Source organism: Streptomyces barkulensis, assembly GCF_002843305.1.
GTDB classification, from domain to species: Bacteria; Actinomycetota; Actinomycetes; order Streptomycetales; family Streptomycetaceae; genus Streptomyces; species Streptomyces barkulensis.
The window spans coordinates 98684-114744 of the sequence record NZ_PGSG01000053.1 but is presented as its reverse complement, the minus strand read 5'-3'; the positions used below and the strand labels follow the sequence as shown (position 1 = coordinate 114744).

Sequence of the window (16061 nt, the reverse complement as noted above, 5' to 3'; positions counted from 1 at the left end):
GGGACCGGCCCCACACGCGCCGCGCCCGTCGCGCGGCCCCGGCTGAGCTGAGGGGGCGCGCGACGGGCGCGGCGGCGAGGACGACGGGGACGGCGGGGACGGCGGGGCGGGAGCGGCTCCGGTCCCCCGGCCCCCGGTCCCCCGGTTCCACCCCGGCCCCACCGGTCAGAAGACGGCCTCGGTCTCGTCCATCCGGTCCTGCGGCACCGTCTTCAGCTCGGTGACCGCGTCCGCCAGCGGCGCCATGACGATCTCGGTGCCGCGCAGGGCCGTCATCATGCCGAAGTCGCCGCGGTGCGCGGCCTCCACGGCGTGCCAGCCGAAGCGGGTGGCCAGCACGCGGTCGTACGCGGTGGGGGTGCCGCCGCGCTGCACATGGCCGAGGATGACCGGGCGGGCCTCCTTGCCCAGGCGGTGCTCCAGCTCGATGGCGAGCCGGTTGCCGATGCCGGTGAAGCGCTCGTGCCCGTACTGGTCGATCTGCCCCTTCTCGTAGGGCATCGAGCCCTCGGCCGGACGAGCGCCCTCGGCGACGCAGACGACCGCGAACTTCTTGCCGCGCGCGAAGCGCTCCTCGATCATCTTGCACAGGTCGTCGATCTGGAAGGGCCGCTCGGGCACGCAGATGCCGTGGGCGCCGCCGGCCATCCCGGCCTCCAGCGCGATCCAGCCCGCGTGGCGTCCCATGACCTCGACGACCATCACCCGCTGGTGGGACTCGGCCGTCGTCTTCAGCCGGTCGATGGCCTCGGTGGCCACGGTGACGGCCGTGTCGAAGCCGAAGGTGCGGTCGGTGGCGGAGATGTCGTTGTCGATCGTCTTGGGCACGCCCACCACCGGAAGCCCGGCGTCGGCGAGCATCCGGGCGGCGGTGAGGGTGCCCTCGCCGCCGATCGGGATGAGCGCGTCGAGGCCGAGTCTGCCCAGCAGCTCCTCGGAGTTCTGGCACGCCTCCCGCAGCCGGTCGCGTTCCAGCCGGGCCGAGCCCAGGATGGTGCCGCCCCTGGCGAGGATGCCGGAGACGGAGTCGATGTCGAGTTCGCGGTAGCGGCCGTCGAGCAGACCCTTGAAGCCGTCTTCGAAGCCGATGACTTCGTCGTTCCGGTCGACCACGGCGCGGTGCACGACCGAACGGATCACGGCGTTCAGACCGGGGCAGTCGCCGCCTGCGGTGAGGACTCCGATGCGCATGGGGATCGCTTCTCCTGCTCGCTGCTGGTTCGGGGGCGCCGCCACGATTGTTTCACGCCCTGAACGCATCCCCGCCTTCCGTCTCACATACCGTTCGAGACACGACCGGCACACGGCGTCGACGGGCACGGCGGTAGGGTCGGGATCAGTCAGAGGAACAAGTGCCCGAGCGGGTCCCTCCAAGGGCTGGTCCGGCTGGTCCCGGCCGGTTTCCGCGGGTTCTCGCGGCCTCCGGCGGGGTTCCCGCCGGAGCTCCGCGGTCCCCCGCGGCCTCTTCGGCCCTCCGGTTCGGCCCTCCGGCACTTTTCCGCCACGGCGTGCCCGGGTACCCGACGGGAAGAGCAGGGCCGGTAGGGGCCCGGGCGCGACGAGCAGGGAGAGCACACGTGACGCGCAGCGTGTACGTGACCGGTATCGGCCGCGGGGACGGCCGCCAGGTCGTGGAGCTGGGAGTCATGGAACTCCTGTCCCGGCGGACCGGCCGGGTCGGCGTCTTCCGCCCGCTCGCCCACGACGGCCCCGACCCCATCTACGACCTGCTGCGCAGCCGCTACCGGCTCTCCCAGCCCGCCGGGACCGTGGTCGGGCTCGGCTACGACGAGGCCGTGGCCGTCCTGGCCGACCGGGGCACCGACGAACTGGTGTCCCGGCTGGTCGACCGTTTCCACGCCGTCGCCCGCGGCTACGAGGCCGTACTCGTCCTGGGCACCGACTTCGCCGACACCGGTCTGCCCGCCGAGCTGGCGCTCAACGCCCGGCTGGCCAACGAGTTCGGCGCCCCGGTGCTGCCGGTGGTGGCCGGCACCGGCCAGGACACCGACTCGCTGACCGCCGAGATCCGCAACGCCTACCACGCGTACGCCTCGCTGGGCTGCGAGGTCCTCGCGATGATCGCCAACCGGGTCGCGGACGGCGCGGCGGTCGGCGCCGTCGGCCTGGACGGGAACCTGCCGGTGCCGGTGTACGCCCTGCCCGAGGACCACGCGCTGGCCGCGCCGACCGTCGTCCAGGTCGCCCAGGCGCTGGGGGCGAAGGTGCTCCAGGGGGATCCGGCCGGGCTCGCCCGCGATGTGCGCGGCTTCGTCTTCGGCGGTGCCACGCTGCCGACCTTCCTGCCCGCCCTCACCGAGGGATGCCTGGTCCTCACCCCCGGCGACCGCGCCGACCTGGTCGTCGGCGCGCTGGCCGCCCACTCCGCGGGCTCCCCCGCCATCGCCGGGGTGCTGCTGACCGTCGGGCAGGAGCCCGGCGAGGAGACGATGGCGCTGGCCGCCCGGCTCTCCCCGGGCACTCCGGTGCTGTCGGTGCCCGGCGGATCGTTCTCCACCGCCGGCGAGCTGATGTCCCTGGAGGGCAGGCTGACCACGGCCAATCCGCGCAAGGCCGAGATCGCCCTCGGCCTCTTCGAGGGCCATGTGGACACCGCCCGGCTCACCGAGCGGCTCTCGGTGGTCCGCGGCGACCGGGTCACCCCGATGATGTTCGAGCACGAGCTGATCGAGCGGGCGCGGTCCGACCGCCGCCACGTCGTCCTGCCGGAGGGCACCGAGGAGCGGGTGCTGCGGGCGGCCGAGGTGCTGCTGCGCCGGGGGGTGTGCGATCTGACGCTGCTGGGCGACGAGACCGAGATCCGCAAACGCGCCGCCGAGCTGGGCATCGACCTGGGCCTGCTGGGGCCCGAGGAGCTGCCAGAGGGGACGGGCGCCTCCGCCCGCGCCGTGGACCCGTACACCTCGCCGCTGCGCGAGCGCTTCGCCGAGCTGTACGCGAAGCTGCGCGCCCACCGGGGCGTCACCCACGAACTGGCCTACGACCAGGTGGCCGACGTCTCCTACTTCGGCACCCTGATGGTCCAGGAGGGGCTGGCCGACGGCATGGTCTCGGGCGCGGCCCACTCGACGGCGGCGACGCTGCGGCCGGCCTTCGAGATCATCCGCACCAAGCCGGACGCCGAGATCGTCTCCTCGGTGTTCTTCATGTGCCTGGCCGAGAAGGTGCTGGTCTACGGCGACTGCGCGGTCAACCCCGACCCGGACGCCGAGCAGCTCGCCGACATCGCCGTCCAGTCCGCCGCCACCGCCGCCCGGTTCGGCGTGGACCCGCGGATCGCGATGCTGTCGTACTCCACCGGCACCTCCGGCTCCGGCGCGGACGTGGACAAGGTGCGGCGGGCGACGGAACTGGTGCGCGAGCGCCGCCCGGACCTGCTGGTGGAGGGGCCGATCCAGTACGACGCGGCGGTGGAGCCGTCGGTGGCGGCGACCAAGCTGCCGGAGTCGAGGGTCGCGGGGCGGGCCACCGTGCTGGTCTTCCCGGACCTGAACACCGGCAACAACACCTACAAGGCCGTCCAGCGCTCGGCCGGCGCGGTGGCCGTCGGCCCGGTCCTGCAGGGTCTGCGCAAGCCGGTCAACGACCTCTCGCGCGGCGCGCTGGTGCAGGACATCGTCACCACCGTGGCGATCACCGCGATCCAGGCCCAGCACAGCCGGCGGGCCGCGGGCGCGGCGGCCGGCCCGGCGGAACCCACCGAGCCCACCGAGCCCACCGAACCCGTCCAACCCGTCCAACCCGTCCAACCCACCCGATCCACCGGGTCCGCGCGGTCCACCGGACCGACCGGCCCCGAGGGGAAGGCTGCGAACGAGTGAGAGGCACCCGCGTCCTCGTCCTGAACACCGGTTCCTCGTCGGTGAAGTACCAGCTCCTGGACATGGCCGACGGCTCCCGCCCGGCCGCCGGCCTGGTCGAGCGCATCGGCGAGCGCACCTCGTACCTGCGCCACGCCCCGGCCGGCGGCCCGCGGCGCGAGCGCGAGGAGCCGGTGCCCGACCACCAGGCGGCGCTGAAGGCCGTCGCCGACGAACTGGCCAGCGACGGGCTGGGGCTGGACTCCCCCGAACTGGCCGCCATCGGCCACCGGGTGGTGCACGGCGGCCGCCGCTTCACCGAGCCGACCGTGATCGACGACGCGGTGCTGGCCGAGATCGAGCGCCTGGTGCCCGTCGCGCCGCTGCACAACCCGGCCAACCTGGCGGGCATCCGCACGGCCATGGCGCTGGCGCCGCATCTGCCGCAGGTGGCGGTCTTCGACACCGCGTTCCACACGACGATGCCGGAGTATGCCGCCCGGTACGCCATCGACACCGCCGTCGCCGACGCCCACCGGGTGCGCCGCTACGGCTTCCACGGCACCTCGCACGCGTACGTCTCGCGCAAGGCGGCCGAGCTGCTGGGCCGGGATCCGTCCGAGGTGAACGTCATCGTGCTGCACCTGGGCAACGGCTCGTCGGCCTCGGCGGTGCGCGGCGGGCGGTGCGTGGACACCTCCATGGGGCTCACCCCGCTGGAGGGCCTGGTGATGGGCACCCGTTCGGGTGATGTCGACCCGGCGGTGGTCTTCCATCTGGCGCGGGTCGCCGGGATGTCGGTGGACGAGATCGACACCCTGCTGAACAAGCGCAGCGGCCTGCTGGGCCTGTGCGGGGACAACGACATGCGGGAGGTCCTGCGCCGGATGGCGGGCGAGGGGCCGGACGCGGAGTCGGCGAGGCTGGCCTTCGACGTCTACGTCCACCGGCTGAAGAAGTACATCGGCGCCTACTGCGCGGTGCTCGGCCGGGTGGACGCGGTGGCCTTCACCGCCGGGGTCGGCGAGAACGCCGCGCCGGTGCGGCAGGCCGCCGTCGACGGGCTGGAGGGCCTGGGCCTGGCCGTGGACGCGGAGCTGAACGCCGCGCACGGCGGCGGGCCCCGGCTGGTGTCCCCGCCCACCGCGCGGGTGGCGGTGGCCGTGGTGCCCACCGACGAGGAGCTGGAGATCGCCGGCCAGACGTACGCGCTGGTGGGCGGCGGCACCATGGGACGGAAGTGAGCCGGCTCACCACCGGGAACGTTCCGCCACTGAACAAAAGATAGGATCGCCCCATGCGCCGTTCCAAAATCGTCTGCACCCTGGGCCCCGCCGTGGACTCCTACGATCAGCTCAAGACGCTGATCGAGGCCGGCATGAACGTGGCCCGCTTCAACATGAGCCATGGCAGCCACGCCGAACACGAGGAGCGCTACCACCGTCTGCGCAAGGCCTCCCAGGAGACCGGGCGCGCCATCGGTGTGCTCGCCGACCTCCAGGGCCCCAAGATCCGTCTGGAGACCTTCGCCGACGGTCCCGTCGAGCTGGTGCGCGGTGACGAGTTCACCATCACCACCGAGGACGTCCCCGGCGACCGCACCATCTGCGGCACCACCTACAAGGGCCTGCCGGGCGACGTCTCCAAGGGCGAGACGGTCCTGATCAACGACGGCAACGTCGCCCTCCAGGTGATCGACGTGGACGGTCCCCGGGTGCGCTGCATCGTCATCGAGGGCGGTGTGATCTCCGACCACAAGGGCATCAACCTGCCCGGTGTGGCGGTCAACGTCCCGGCCCTGTCGGACAAGGACGTCGATGACCTGAGGTTCGCGCTGGAGATGGGCTGCGACATGGTGGCGCTGTCCTTCGTGCGCGACGCCGCCGACGTCCGCGACGTCCACCGGGTGATGGACGAGGTGGGCCGCCGGGTCCCGGTGATCGCCAAGGTGGAGAAGCCGCAGGCGGTGGAGAACATGGAGGACGTGGTCCTCGCGTTCGACGGCGTGATGGTGGCCCGCGGCGACCTGGCGGTGGAGTACCCGCTGGAGAAGGTGCCGATGGTGCAGAAGCGGCTGATCGAGATGTGCCGCCGCAACGCCAAGCCGGTGATCGTGGCGACCCAGATGATGGAGTCGATGATCACCAACTCCCGGCCCACCCGCGCGGAGGCCTCCGACGTGGCCAACGCGATCCTGGACGGGGCGGACGCGGTGATGCTCTCGGCGGAGTCCTCGGTGGGCCAGTACCCGATCGAGACGGTCAAGACGATGTCGAAGATCGTCCAGGCCGCCGAGGAGGAGCTGCTCTCGCGCGGCCTCCAGCCGCTGGTGCCCGGCAAGAAGCCGCGCACCCAGGGCGGTTCGGTGGCCCGCGCGGCCTGCGAGATGGCGGACTTCCTCAACGGCAAGGCGCTGGTCGCCTTCACCAAGTCCGGCGACACCGCCCGGCGGCTCTCCCGCTACCGGGCCGCCCAGCCGATCCTGGCCTTCACCACCGAGCCCTCCACCGCCTGCCGGCTCACGCTCAGCTGGGGCGTGGAGTCCTTCGTGGTGCCGCACGTGGACCACACCGACGACATGGTGGACCTGGTCGACGCCGAACTGCTCAAGCTCCAGCGGTACAACATCGGCGACACCATGATCATGACGGCCGGCTCGCCTCCGGGCATCCCCGGCACCACCAACATGGTGCTGGTGCACCACCTGGGCAGCGACCAGCGCTGACCGGTCGGCCTCCCGGCCCCTCCTCCGCGGCGCGATGAGCGGCGGCGGCCCGCGTACCTCCGGGGGTACGCGGGCCGCCGCCGTTCGCCGCGGGCGTCAGTTCTCGTTGTAGAGGTTCATGCCCGGGACGTGCAGGTCTCCGCCGAACTGGCCGGCCTGCCTGACCGACACGTCCGTGAAGAACACCTCGGGGATGTTCAGCGGCGGCGGCGACTCGGGGCTGAAGGTGATCGGGATGAGCCCGAAGAGCTTGCCCTTCAGTTCCTCGGTGTACATCGTCACCGTGCCGTTGCGGATGGTGGAGGTGCTGCCCTTGGCGGCCTTGACGTGCGCGGTGCTGCCGCCGGGGCCCTCCACCAGCTGGTGCAGGTCCCTGATGTCCACCGAGCGGGCGGTGAACTTCAGGACGTCCTTGACCGTGCCGTTGTGGGTGCGGACCTTGACGATGCCGTGGTAGTCCAGGCCGTGGAGGGCCAGCAGACTGGTCTCCAGCAGCCACGGGGCGTTGGGCAGCACCGCCTCGGTCCGTTCCTCCTCGGCCTCGGCCAGCGCCTCGGCGTCGTAGGTCGGGCAGGGGAAGGGCTCCTTGCCCGAGGCGTCCGTCCCGGGGACGGCGGCGTCGTCCGCCGCTTCCCCGGCCTTCTCGCGCGCCTTGCCGGCGGTGTCCTCGACCGCGTCGCCGACGCGGTCGGTGGTGTCCTTCAGCCCCTTCCCGACACTGTCGGCGGCGTCCTCGACGGCGTCCTTCACCGGGGTGTCGGAGCCGCCGTCCCCGGACTCCCCGGGCTGCGACGGGCTCGGCGAGGCGGAGGGCTCGGCGGCGGCCTCGGCCTGCGCGCTGTCGTCCTTCTCGTCGTCCGGGGTGAACAGGTCCCTGATGGCCTCGCCGATGCCCAGCGGGTCCAGCGGGTTGCGCTTCTCGGACTCCGAGGGACTCGGCTCGGGCTCCGGCGTACCGGCGTCCTCCTCCCCGCCTCCGGTGCCGCCGTCGGCCGGGGGCTCGGCGGGCTCCGTGGTGCCGGGCTCCGGTGCGGGGGTGGTGCCCGGCTTCGCCTCCTGGCCGGACTCGTCCCGGCCGGCCCCGCCGTCCTGGCCGTCCTGGCCGGACTCGTCCTTCTCCGCCTTCTGCCCGCTGTCCTGCTCCGCCTCCCTGTCGGGCGCGGTCACGCACGGCCCGTCCCTGAAGGGGTTCTCGGGCAGCGGCTCGGCGAGGGCGAGCCTGGGGGTGAGCCCCATGCCCATGAGCACGGCCGACGGCATGGCGGCCAGGGCTATCGCCTTGCCCGCGGGAACGTGCAGCCGGGTCAGCAGCGGCTTCCTCGGGGCCGCGTGGCGCGGCCCGGTCCTCGTACGCCGGTCCGGCGCGGTCGCGGCCGCCTCGTCCCGGCCTTCCCGGTCCTTCCGGTTCAACTCCTCAGGCGTCACGGTGCGCCCCGTTCTGTCCGTCGTCCGCCCCGGCGGGAGCCGGCTCGACGACGGCCAGGCCCACCTCCCGCGGAGCCTCTTCGGGCGCGGGGTCACCGGGAACCTCCCCGGTCTCCGCGGGCTCGGCCGGCCGCTCCTTGCTCTGCACCCAGGAGACGGCCATCGCACCGCCGATCATCGCCAGCAGGAAGCCGGCGAAGAGGCCTCCGAGGTTGGAGACCACCAGCGAGACCAGGGCCAGCAGGATGGCGGCGACTCCGCTGAACACCCGGGAGTGCGGCTGGAACCACAGGGTCAGGCCCAGCACGAACAGCAGCACGCCGATGATCAGCGATCCGGATCCCGTGGTGGTCGCCAGCCGGAAGGACAGCTGGTTCAGGCTGGGATCGGCGTACGGGATCCAGATGATCGGCACGCCGCCCAGCAGCGTCAGCAGTCCCGCCCAGAAGGGGCGCTGCCAGCGCCACAGACGGAACGACTGCCGCCAGTGGCTGATGCGTTCACGCGCTCCCGGCGACTCGGCACTCACCGGCGACTCGGCACTCATCAGAAAACAGCTCCCTAGGGCCGAACTGTCCATAAAGATCGATGGCACTGGGGGGAGGCGGGGGACCGGCTCGGCGGTCCCCCGCCCCCTCTCCGCTCAGTGCGTCAGAAGCACTCGTTCTTGCCCTTGGCGACATTCAGCGAAAGGCCGGAGAGCTTGAAGGTGCCGGCGCTGGTGGCCCAGGACGTCTGCTTGACGTCGGTGAGCAGGGCCTCGTCGGCCTCCTGGGCGAAGGAGCCCGGAAGCACGGCGTCGCCGTCCTTCAGACCCGGACCCTTGCTCGTGTCGTTCGCCGAGACACCGATGTTGATGTTCTTGAACGTGGCATCGGCGTCGAGCTGGTCGAGGTCGATGTAGAGGTTCTTCGCCTCGACGACCTTGCCGTCGTTGCCCGCGTTCAGCTTCACCGAGACATCGCCGAAGAGCGGAACGGGGATCACGACGGACTGGCACAGGCCCCTGAGCTCGGCACTCTTGAAGGCCGACACGGCGACGGGGACCTTCTTGCCCCCGTGCACGGTGTCGATCGTGCCGTACTGCACGAACCCCTTGCCGTCCAGCCGGTCGACCGAGACCTTCGCCTGCTGACCGGAAACGCTGAACGACGCGGCGAGTGCACCCTGTGCCAGGGCGACCCCGACCGCCGCCGTGGCGGCGACGCTGGGGACCATGACGACGGCGAACCGCTTCCATCTGGTCCCGCCACGAGCCACAGACTCCATGACTTTCCTCCTTCTCGGACGTACATCTCCGGCCCGGGCCGGACCCGGACGGGATGGGAGAAGTGCTACGTCCTCGGGAAGGAGAGCGCCGTTCCCCGGATTCACCTGATTCCGGAGCGCCGGCGATCACCCCCGAGCGACAACCACTGGCCACGCTCTCGCGCAACCTGCCGGACAGGCCCTGCCCTTCGGCAGAGACCCCCCTGTCCGCGACCGGCGTCACCGACGCCGGCCCACCCGGTGGGGACCCATGGTCCGGCTCTGCCCAGATGTGGTGTGCCGGGCTGCGGACGATGGACCGAGCGTGGCCGATCGTGGTGCATGAGAGGCCGGGGCACAAGGGGCTCGTTACTTGCGAGTAACGGGGAGATGACAGGCGCTGCGCCGAAAGTGATCACGCGGACACCCAGGGTTGCCGGGAGAAACGATGGGCGATCGGATCAAACGGACTTTGCGGGACCGAACACCCCAGGTGGTTTACTGCGAGTAACAGCGGCCGTGATTACCAAGTTTCGGTAAAGTCACGGCCGCTGTTGATCGTTATGTCAATAAGTCCCGGACCACCGGAACCGGCAGGTCAGAAGAGCACCCGGGCAAGGGCACCGCGTGCCGCGACCACCCTCGGGTCCTCGTGTCCGACCACCTCGAAGAGTTCCAGCAGACGGACGCGGGCGGCCTCCCGGTCGTCCCCCGCCGTACGGCGGACCGTCTCCACCAGCCGCCCGAAGGCGTCCTCGACGTGCCCGCCCGCCAGGTCGAGGTCGGCCGCCCTCAGCTGCGCCCGGACGTCGGCGGGCGCCTCGGCCGCCTCCTTGCGCACCCGGGCCGCGTCCAGCCCCTGGACGCGCTGCAGGAGCTCGGCCTGGGCCAGGCCCAGCTTGGCCTCGGTGTTGGCCGGGTCGCCGGCGAGCACGTTCCGGTACGCCTGGACCGCGCCGCCCAGGTCCCCCGCGTCCAGCGCGGAGTGGGCGGCCGCCAGCGCCGGGTCCTCCGGAACGACGGGCGCGGCCGGGGCCTGCTCGCCGCCCTCCACGGAGATACCGGTGATGCCGAAGCGCTGCTCGGAGACCTGGACGAGCTGGTCCAGCACCTCGCGCACCTGCTGCTCGGGCGCCGCGCCCTGGAACAGCGGCAGGGCCTGGCCGGCCACCACCGCGAAGACGGCCGGGATGCCCTGCACCCCGAACTGCTGGAAGAGCGCCTGGTTGCGGTCGACGTCGATCTTGGCGAGGAGGAAGCGCCCGGCGTACTCGTGCGCCAGCCGCTCCAGCAGCGGCCCGAGCTGCTTGCACGGGCCGCACCACTCGGCCCAGAAGTCGATGACCACCGGGACCTCGGCGGAGCGCTGGAGCACCTCCTGCTCGAAGTCCGCCTCCTCGACGTCGATCACCAGGGACACCGGGGCCGCTCCGGCCGCTCCCTCCGCACCGGCACCGCCGGCGCCGCCCTGCTGCCGTGCGGCCCGGGCACGGGCCTCCTCGGCCTTCTGCTTGGCCTCCCCGGCCGCCTTCACCGCGGCGAGGTCGACCACTCCGCTCATGGACATGTTGCGTGGCTGCATGTGACCAGTCTCCCCCGTTCCCGGACCGTTCCGTGCAGCGTGTCGCACATCGGCGCCGGGTCCCCGTCCGGCGCCAGTGGTTGTCGCGTGATCGCCGCCTGTTCCGGATATCCCGGAACCAGCTTTTCGATACGCCTCGTAGCGTAACTCACGGCCCCGGCTACAGTCACCCCATGGCCGATTCCGCTCGACGCACGGGCAGGCCGCGCAGCGCCGCGGCCGACCGCGCGATCCTCGACGCGACGCGCTCGGCGCTGGTCGAGCTGGGGTGGGGCGGGCTGACCATGGGGGACGTGGCCATGCGCGCGGGGGTGGCCAAAACCACCCTCTACCGCCGCTGGGCGAACAAGAGCGAGATGGTCGTGGACGCCGTCGCCGTCCTCTTCGACGAGCTGGCGCTGCCCGACCTCGGCAGCCTGCGGGCGGACGTCGAGAACGTGGTGCTCGCCTTCGCCGCGCTGCTGGAGCGGCCGGAGACGAAGACGGCCCTGATGGCCGTCGTCGCCGAGGCCACCCGCGACGACGCGCTGCGCACCCGCATCCGCACCGCCATCGTGGAGCGCCAGAAGCATCTGGTGATCGAGGGCCGCCGCCGCGCCCAGGCCCGCGGCGAACTCCCGCCCGACCCGCCCGGCCCGGAGGGCGCCGCCGCGGCGGACCGCGCCGTCGACCTGATCTTCGACGTGATCGCGGGCGCGGTCGTCCACCGCTCACTGGTCAGTGCGGAGAGCGTCACCCCGGTGTGGGCCCGCGCCCTGACCGCCCTGCTGCTGCACGGACTGCCCTCCGCCGCCGGACCCGCCGAGCCCGCCCCGGACGGCCTTGGCGGCCCCGTGGACGCCTGACGGCCCCGGACGGCCCCGGACGACGGCTCTGATGCCGCCCGGCGGGCCTCCGTCCTGCCGTGACAGGCCGGAGGCCCGGCTCCCGTGCCGGAAGGACGGGAGCCGGGCGGGGCCCGGAACACGGCACGGCGCGCGGCGGCCGGTCGCGCGCCGGTCCGCCTCAGAAGCCGGCGGGCTCGGTGTAGACGCCCCACTCCTCGCGCAGCACCCCGCAGATCTCGCCCAGCGTCGCCTCGGCGCGCACCGCCTCCAGCATGGGCTCGATCATGTTGGAGCCGTCCCGGGCGGCGGCCAGCATCCCGTCCAGCGCGGCGCGCACGCGCGCGTCGTCGCGCGCGGCCTTGCGGTCGGCCAGCACGCGCACCTGCTCGCGCTCGACCTCGTGGCTGACCCGCAGGATCTCCAGGTCCCCGGTGACCGAGCCGGTGTGGCAGTTGACGCCGACGACCTTCTTCTCGCCCTTCTCCAGCGACTGCTGGTAGCGGAAGGCTGCCTCGGCGATCTCCCCGGTGAACCAGCCGTCCTCGATGCCGCGCAGGATGCCGGAGGTGATCGGGCCGATGGGATGCTGCCCGTCGGGCACCGCGCGGCGTCCGCGCTCCCTGATCTGCTCGAAGATCTTCTCGGCGTCGGCCTCGATCCGGTCGGTCAGCGCCTCGATGTACCAGGAACCGCCCAGCGGGTCGGCCACGTTGGCCACGCCCGTCTCCTCCATCAGCACCTGCTGGGTGCGCAGGGCGATCTCCGCGGCCTGCTCGCTGGGCAGGGCGAGGGTCTCGTCCAGGGCGTTGGTGTGCAGGGAGTTGGTGCCGCCCAGCACCGCCGCCAGCGCCTCCACGGCGGTGCGCACCACGTTGTTGTACGGCTGCTGGGCGGTGAGCGAGACGCCCGCGGTCTGGGTGTGGAAGCGCAGCCACTGCGCCTTCTCGCTCTTCGCGCCGTACACGTCCCGCATCCAGCGGGCCCAGATCCGCCGGGCGGCGCGGAACTTGGCGATCTCCTCGAAGAAGTCCAGGTGCGCGTCGAAGAAGAACGACAGGCCGGGCGCGAAGGCGTCCACGTCCAGGCCGCGCGAGAGGCCCAGTTCCACGTAGCCGAAGCCGTCGGCGAGGGTGTACGCCAGCTCCTGCGCGGCCGTCGAGCCGGCCTCGCGGATGTGGTAACCGGAGACCGACAGCGGCTTGTACGCCGGGATGCCCCGGGCGCAGTGCTCCATCAGGTCGCCGATCAGGCGCAGGTGCGGCTCCGGCTCGAAGAGCCACTCCTTCTGCGCGATGTACTCCTTGAAGATGTCCGTCTGGAGCGTGCCGTTGAGGACGGCGGGGTCCACGCCCTGCCGCTCGGCGGCCACCAGGTACATGCAGAACACCGGCACGGCCGGGCCGCTGATCGTCATCGAGGTGGTGACGTCGCCCAGCGGGATGTCCCGGAAGAGGGTCTCCATGTCGGCGGCGGAGTCGATGGCGACACCGCAGTGGCCGACCTCGCCCAGCGAGCGCGGGTCGTCGGAGTCGCGGCCCATCAGGGTGGGCATGTCGAAGGCGACCGACAGCCCTCCGCCGCCGGCCGCGAGGATCATCTTGTAGCGCTCGTTGGTCTGCTCGGCGTTGCCGAAGCCCGCGAACTGGCGGATGGTCCAGGTCCGGCCGCGGTAGCCGGTGGGATACAGACCGCGGGTGAAGGGGAACTCACCGGGCCAGCCGATCCGCTCGAACCCCTCGACGGTGTCGCCGGGCGCGGGGCCGTAGACCGGCTCGACGGGGTCGCCGGAGAGCGTGGTGAAGTCGGCGTCCCGCTTGCGTGCGGCGTCGTACCGGGCCTGCCAGCGGCGGCGGCCCTCTGCGATGGCGTCAGCGTCCATACGCACAAATTTACTAGGACGTCCAAGTAATTGTCGATGGAGGACCGCCCGGTGCGGCGTGGCGCACACGGACGGTCCAGCGGGCCTCGACCGCGGGGCCCGGGCTCCCGGGGAGCCCTCAGGCCTCGGCGGGGACGGCCTCGTCGTCCTCGATCAGCGGCTCGACCTCGCGCGACACCTTCCGCTCGACGAAGAACGCGGCGGTGGGGACGGTGCCCGCGAGCAGCACCCAGGCCAGCTTGCCGAACTTCCACTTCGCCTTGGAGCCCAGGTCGAAGGCGAAGATCAGGTACAGCACGTACAGCCAGCCGTGGGCGAGGCTGACGACGTAGGTGAAGCCCTCGGCGCCGTCCATCTCCAGCAGGTACTTGCCGATCATGCCGATGACCAGCAGGACCAGCAGGACACCGGTGACGTAGGCCATCACCCGGTAGCGGGTGAGCACGCTCTTCTTCATGCACACGAGCGTAACCGGCGCTCCGCGGGACCCGGCGGGGGCCCGGCTCAGCCCTCCCTGAAGTCCCCCGCGGCCACACGCAGCGGCCTGAGCAGCGCGAAGATCTCGTCGCACTCCTCGTCGTCGTACGCGCCCAGCCCGAAGTCCATCGCCATCAGGTCGCGGGTGGCCGCCTCGCACACCTCGCGCCCCCGGTCGGTGATGGAGGCGAGCGTGCCGCGGCCGTCGTTGGGGTTGGGTCGCTTGGCCACCAGACCGGACCTCACCAGGCGGTCGACGGTGTTGGTCACGGAGGTGGGGTGGACCATCAGCCGCTCGCCGATCTTCGACATCGGCAGCTCGCCCGCCTTGGAGAAGGTCAGCAGCACCAGCGCCTCGTAGCGGGCGAAGGTCAGCCCGTAGGGCTTGACGACGGCGTCGACCTCGGCGAGCAGGATCTGGTGCGCGCGCATGACCGAGGTGATCGCGGCCATCGAGGGCACGGAACCCCATCGCTGCTTCCACAGTTCGTCGGCGCGGGCGATCGGGTCGAACGTCAGGCTGAGCGGCTTCGGCACGGCTACGACCTTACCGGCCGGTCATATCGTGGTCAGCTCCGTCTCAGCACTCGGGCCGCCCGGCGGCGACGCCGCCGGGCGGCCGGGCGGGGGCCGGCGGTCAGCCCAGGTGCCGCTCGACGGTGGCGACCTTGGAGGTCAGACCGTCGGTGACACCGGGGCGGATATCGGCCTTGAGGACGAGCGAGACACGCGGCGCCCGGGCCTCGACGGCGGCCACCGCCCGCCGCACGACCTCCATGCACTCCTCCCACTCGCCCTCGACCGAGGTGAACATCGCGTCGGTGCGGTTGGGCAGCCCGGACTCGCGGACCACGCGCACCGCGTCGGCGACGTACTCCCCCACGTCCTCGCCGACCCCGAGCGGAGTGACCGAGAAGGCGACGATCACGCGTCCACCGCCCCCGTACGGGGGCGCTCGGTCTGCTTGGCGCGCTCGGCGCGGGCCCGGGCGGCGATCACGCTCGCCTCGGTCTCGCGGCGCAGCAGCCTGTCGGCGTAGAAACCGCCGCCGGGCAGCACCGAGAGCGCGAAGTAGAGCGCGGCGCGGCCCAGCGGCCACCTGGCGCGGTTCCAGGCGTCCAGCCAGAAGATCACGTAGAGCACGAAGAGAGCGCCGTGGACGGCGCCCATCACCGGCACCGCGTTGAACTCGGTCGTGCGCTTGAGCACGGAGCACACCAGCAGCAGCAGGAAGGAGACTGCCTCCGGGGTGGAGACGAGCCGGAGGCGGCGGAGCGCCGAAGCGGTCTTGAGGTCCACGGGAGATCCTTTGTGAAGGGATGCACAAGCTCTGCCATTGTGGCAGCCTCCCGCCGGAGACCCGCGTCCGGGTAGATTCGCACCGTGGCTCAGTTCCGACTCCAAGGCGGCAAGGTCCTCGCCGTCGACCTGGCAGGCGACACCGTCAGGGCCAAGAACGGCTCGATGGTCGCCTACGACGGCCAGATGGCCTTCAAGAAGCTCACCGGCGGCGGCGAGGGCCTGCGCGGCATGGTCACCCGCCGCCTCACCGGCGAGCAGATGGAGATGATGGAGGTGAAAGGGCAGGGCACCTGCTACTTCGCCGACCGCGCGAGCGACATCGCCCTGGTGGCGCTCCAGGGGCAGAAGCTCCATGTGGAGTCCAGCAACCTGCTGTGCGCCGACGGCTCCCTGCGCACCGGCACCACCTTCACCGGGCTGCGCGGCGCCTCCCAGGGCAACGGCCTGTTCACCACCACCGTAGAGGGCACCGGCACGGCCGCGCTGATGTCGGACGGCCCGGCGGTGGTGCTGCGCGTCACACCGCAGACGCCGCTCCAGGTGGACCCGGGCGCGTACGTGGCCCACACCGGGGATCTGCGGCAGGAGTTCCAGACGGGCGTGAACTTCCGGACCTTCATGGGCGAGGGGTCGGGCGAGTCCTTCCAGATCCGCTTCGAGGGCGAGGGACTGGTCTACGTCCAGCCCAGCGAACGGAACACGATCGGCGGTGATGTCTGACCGTGAGCGACGCACGTGCGGCCACCGGCCCGCAGACGCCCACCAAACCCGCACC

The 16061-nt window shown here is 72.0% G+C and carries 15 protein-coding genes; 5 read left to right on the top strand and 10 right to left on the bottom strand.

What is annotated here, in order from left to right:
* Positions 1 to 165: 165 nt before the first annotated feature.
* Positions 166 to 1191 (bottom strand): ATP-dependent 6-phosphofructokinase, encoded by a 1026-nt coding sequence (locus CUT83_RS11090; protein WP_101255684.1) that lies wholly within the window; start codon positions 1189 to 1191, stop codon positions 166 to 168.
* 386 nt (positions 1192 to 1577) lie between these two features.
* Here CUT83_RS11090 and pta point away from each other — a divergent pair, with 386 nt between their 5' ends.
* The 3 genes from pta to pyk are packed head-to-tail and all read left to right on the top strand — an operon-like array spanning position 1578 to position 6546.
* Positions 1578 to 3842, top strand: a complete 2265-nt coding sequence (pta, locus tag CUT83_RS11085) for a phosphate acetyltransferase (RefSeq protein ID WP_101255683.1) — start codon at positions 1578 to 1580, stop codon at positions 3840 to 3842.
* Entirely contained in the window at positions 3839 to 5065 is a 1227-nt protein-coding gene (locus CUT83_RS11080) for an acetate kinase (RefSeq protein WP_101255682.1), read from the top strand. Before pta ends, CUT83_RS11080 begins: the two co-directional genes overlap by 4 nt.
* A 53-nt stretch (positions 5066 to 5118) precedes the next feature.
* A complete protein-coding gene (gene pyk / locus CUT83_RS11075) occupies positions 5119 to 6546 on the top strand; it encodes a pyruvate kinase (RefSeq protein WP_101255681.1) in 1428 nt (475 codons plus the stop codon).
* A gap of 96 nt (positions 6547 to 6642) precedes the next feature.
* Here pyk and CUT83_RS11070 read toward each other — a convergent pair whose 3' ends face one another.
* The 4 genes from CUT83_RS11070 to CUT83_RS11055 all read right to left on the bottom strand — a co-directional run bounded on the left by CUT83_RS11070 (position 6643) and on the right by CUT83_RS11055 (position 10801).
* Positions 6643 to 7956, bottom strand: coding sequence for a hydrogenase expression protein HypF (locus CUT83_RS11070; protein WP_101255680.1), 1314 nt, complete (start codon positions 7954 to 7956; stop codon positions 6643 to 6645).
* Between the two features lie 4 nt (positions 7957 to 7960).
* Complete coding sequence (locus CUT83_RS11065) at positions 7961 to 8500, bottom strand: DUF6114 domain-containing protein (protein WP_240958282.1); 540 nt, start codon at positions 8498 to 8500, stop codon at positions 7961 to 7963.
* Positions 8501 to 8622: 122 nt separating this feature from the next.
* Positions 8623 to 9240 carry a DUF6230 family protein gene (locus CUT83_RS11060; RefSeq protein ID WP_101255678.1) on the bottom strand — a complete coding sequence of 206 codons (618 nt, stop codon included), beginning with the start codon at positions 9238 to 9240 and terminating at the stop codon, positions 8623 to 8625.
* A gap of 577 nt (positions 9241 to 9817) precedes the next feature.
* Positions 9818 to 10801, bottom strand: coding sequence for a tetratricopeptide repeat protein (locus CUT83_RS11055; protein ID WP_101255677.1), 984 nt, complete (start codon positions 10799 to 10801; stop codon positions 9818 to 9820).
* A 173-nt stretch (positions 10802 to 10974) separates the two neighbouring features.
* Here CUT83_RS11055 and CUT83_RS11050 point away from each other — a divergent pair, with 173 nt between their 5' ends.
* Positions 10975 to 11646 carry a TetR/AcrR family transcriptional regulator gene (locus CUT83_RS11050; protein WP_101255676.1) on the top strand — a complete coding sequence of 224 codons (672 nt, stop codon included), beginning with the start codon at positions 10975 to 10977 and terminating at the stop codon, positions 11644 to 11646.
* A 160-nt stretch (positions 11647 to 11806) separates the two neighbouring features.
* Here CUT83_RS11050 and icmA read toward each other — a convergent pair whose 3' ends face one another.
* The 5 genes from icmA to CUT83_RS11025 form a co-directional block, all read right to left on the bottom strand.
* Positions 11807 to 13507, bottom strand: coding sequence for a coenzyme B12-dependent isobutyryl-CoA mutase large subunit (icmA, locus tag CUT83_RS11045; RefSeq protein WP_101255675.1), 1701 nt, complete (start codon positions 13505 to 13507; stop codon positions 11807 to 11809).
* A 118-nt stretch (positions 13508 to 13625) separates the two neighbouring features.
* Positions 13626 to 13964 (bottom strand): DUF3817 domain-containing protein, encoded by a 339-nt coding sequence (locus tag CUT83_RS11040; protein WP_101255674.1) that lies wholly within the window; start codon positions 13962 to 13964, stop codon positions 13626 to 13628.
* A 47-nt stretch (positions 13965 to 14011) separates the two neighbouring features.
* On the bottom strand, positions 14012 to 14521 hold the full coding sequence (locus CUT83_RS11035) for a MarR family winged helix-turn-helix transcriptional regulator (protein WP_101255673.1): 510 nt from the start codon (positions 14519 to 14521) through the stop codon (positions 14012 to 14014).
* A 100-nt stretch (positions 14522 to 14621) separates the two neighbouring features.
* Positions 14622 to 14912, bottom strand: coding sequence for an MTH1187 family thiamine-binding protein (locus CUT83_RS11030; protein ID WP_093847615.1), 291 nt, complete (start codon positions 14910 to 14912; stop codon positions 14622 to 14624).
* Positions 14909 to 15283 (bottom strand): DUF3817 domain-containing protein, encoded by a 375-nt coding sequence (locus tag CUT83_RS11025; protein ID WP_101255672.1) that lies wholly within the window; start codon positions 15281 to 15283, stop codon positions 14909 to 14911. The genes CUT83_RS11030 and CUT83_RS11025 overlap by 4 nt, the downstream gene beginning before the upstream one ends.
* 84 nt (positions 15284 to 15367) lie before the next feature.
* Between CUT83_RS11025 and CUT83_RS11020 the strand changes: the two genes are divergently transcribed.
* Complete coding sequence (locus CUT83_RS11020) at positions 15368 to 16006, top strand: AIM24 family protein (protein WP_101255671.1); 639 nt, start codon at positions 15368 to 15370, stop codon at positions 16004 to 16006.
* Positions 16007 to 16061: the final 55 nt, after the last annotated feature.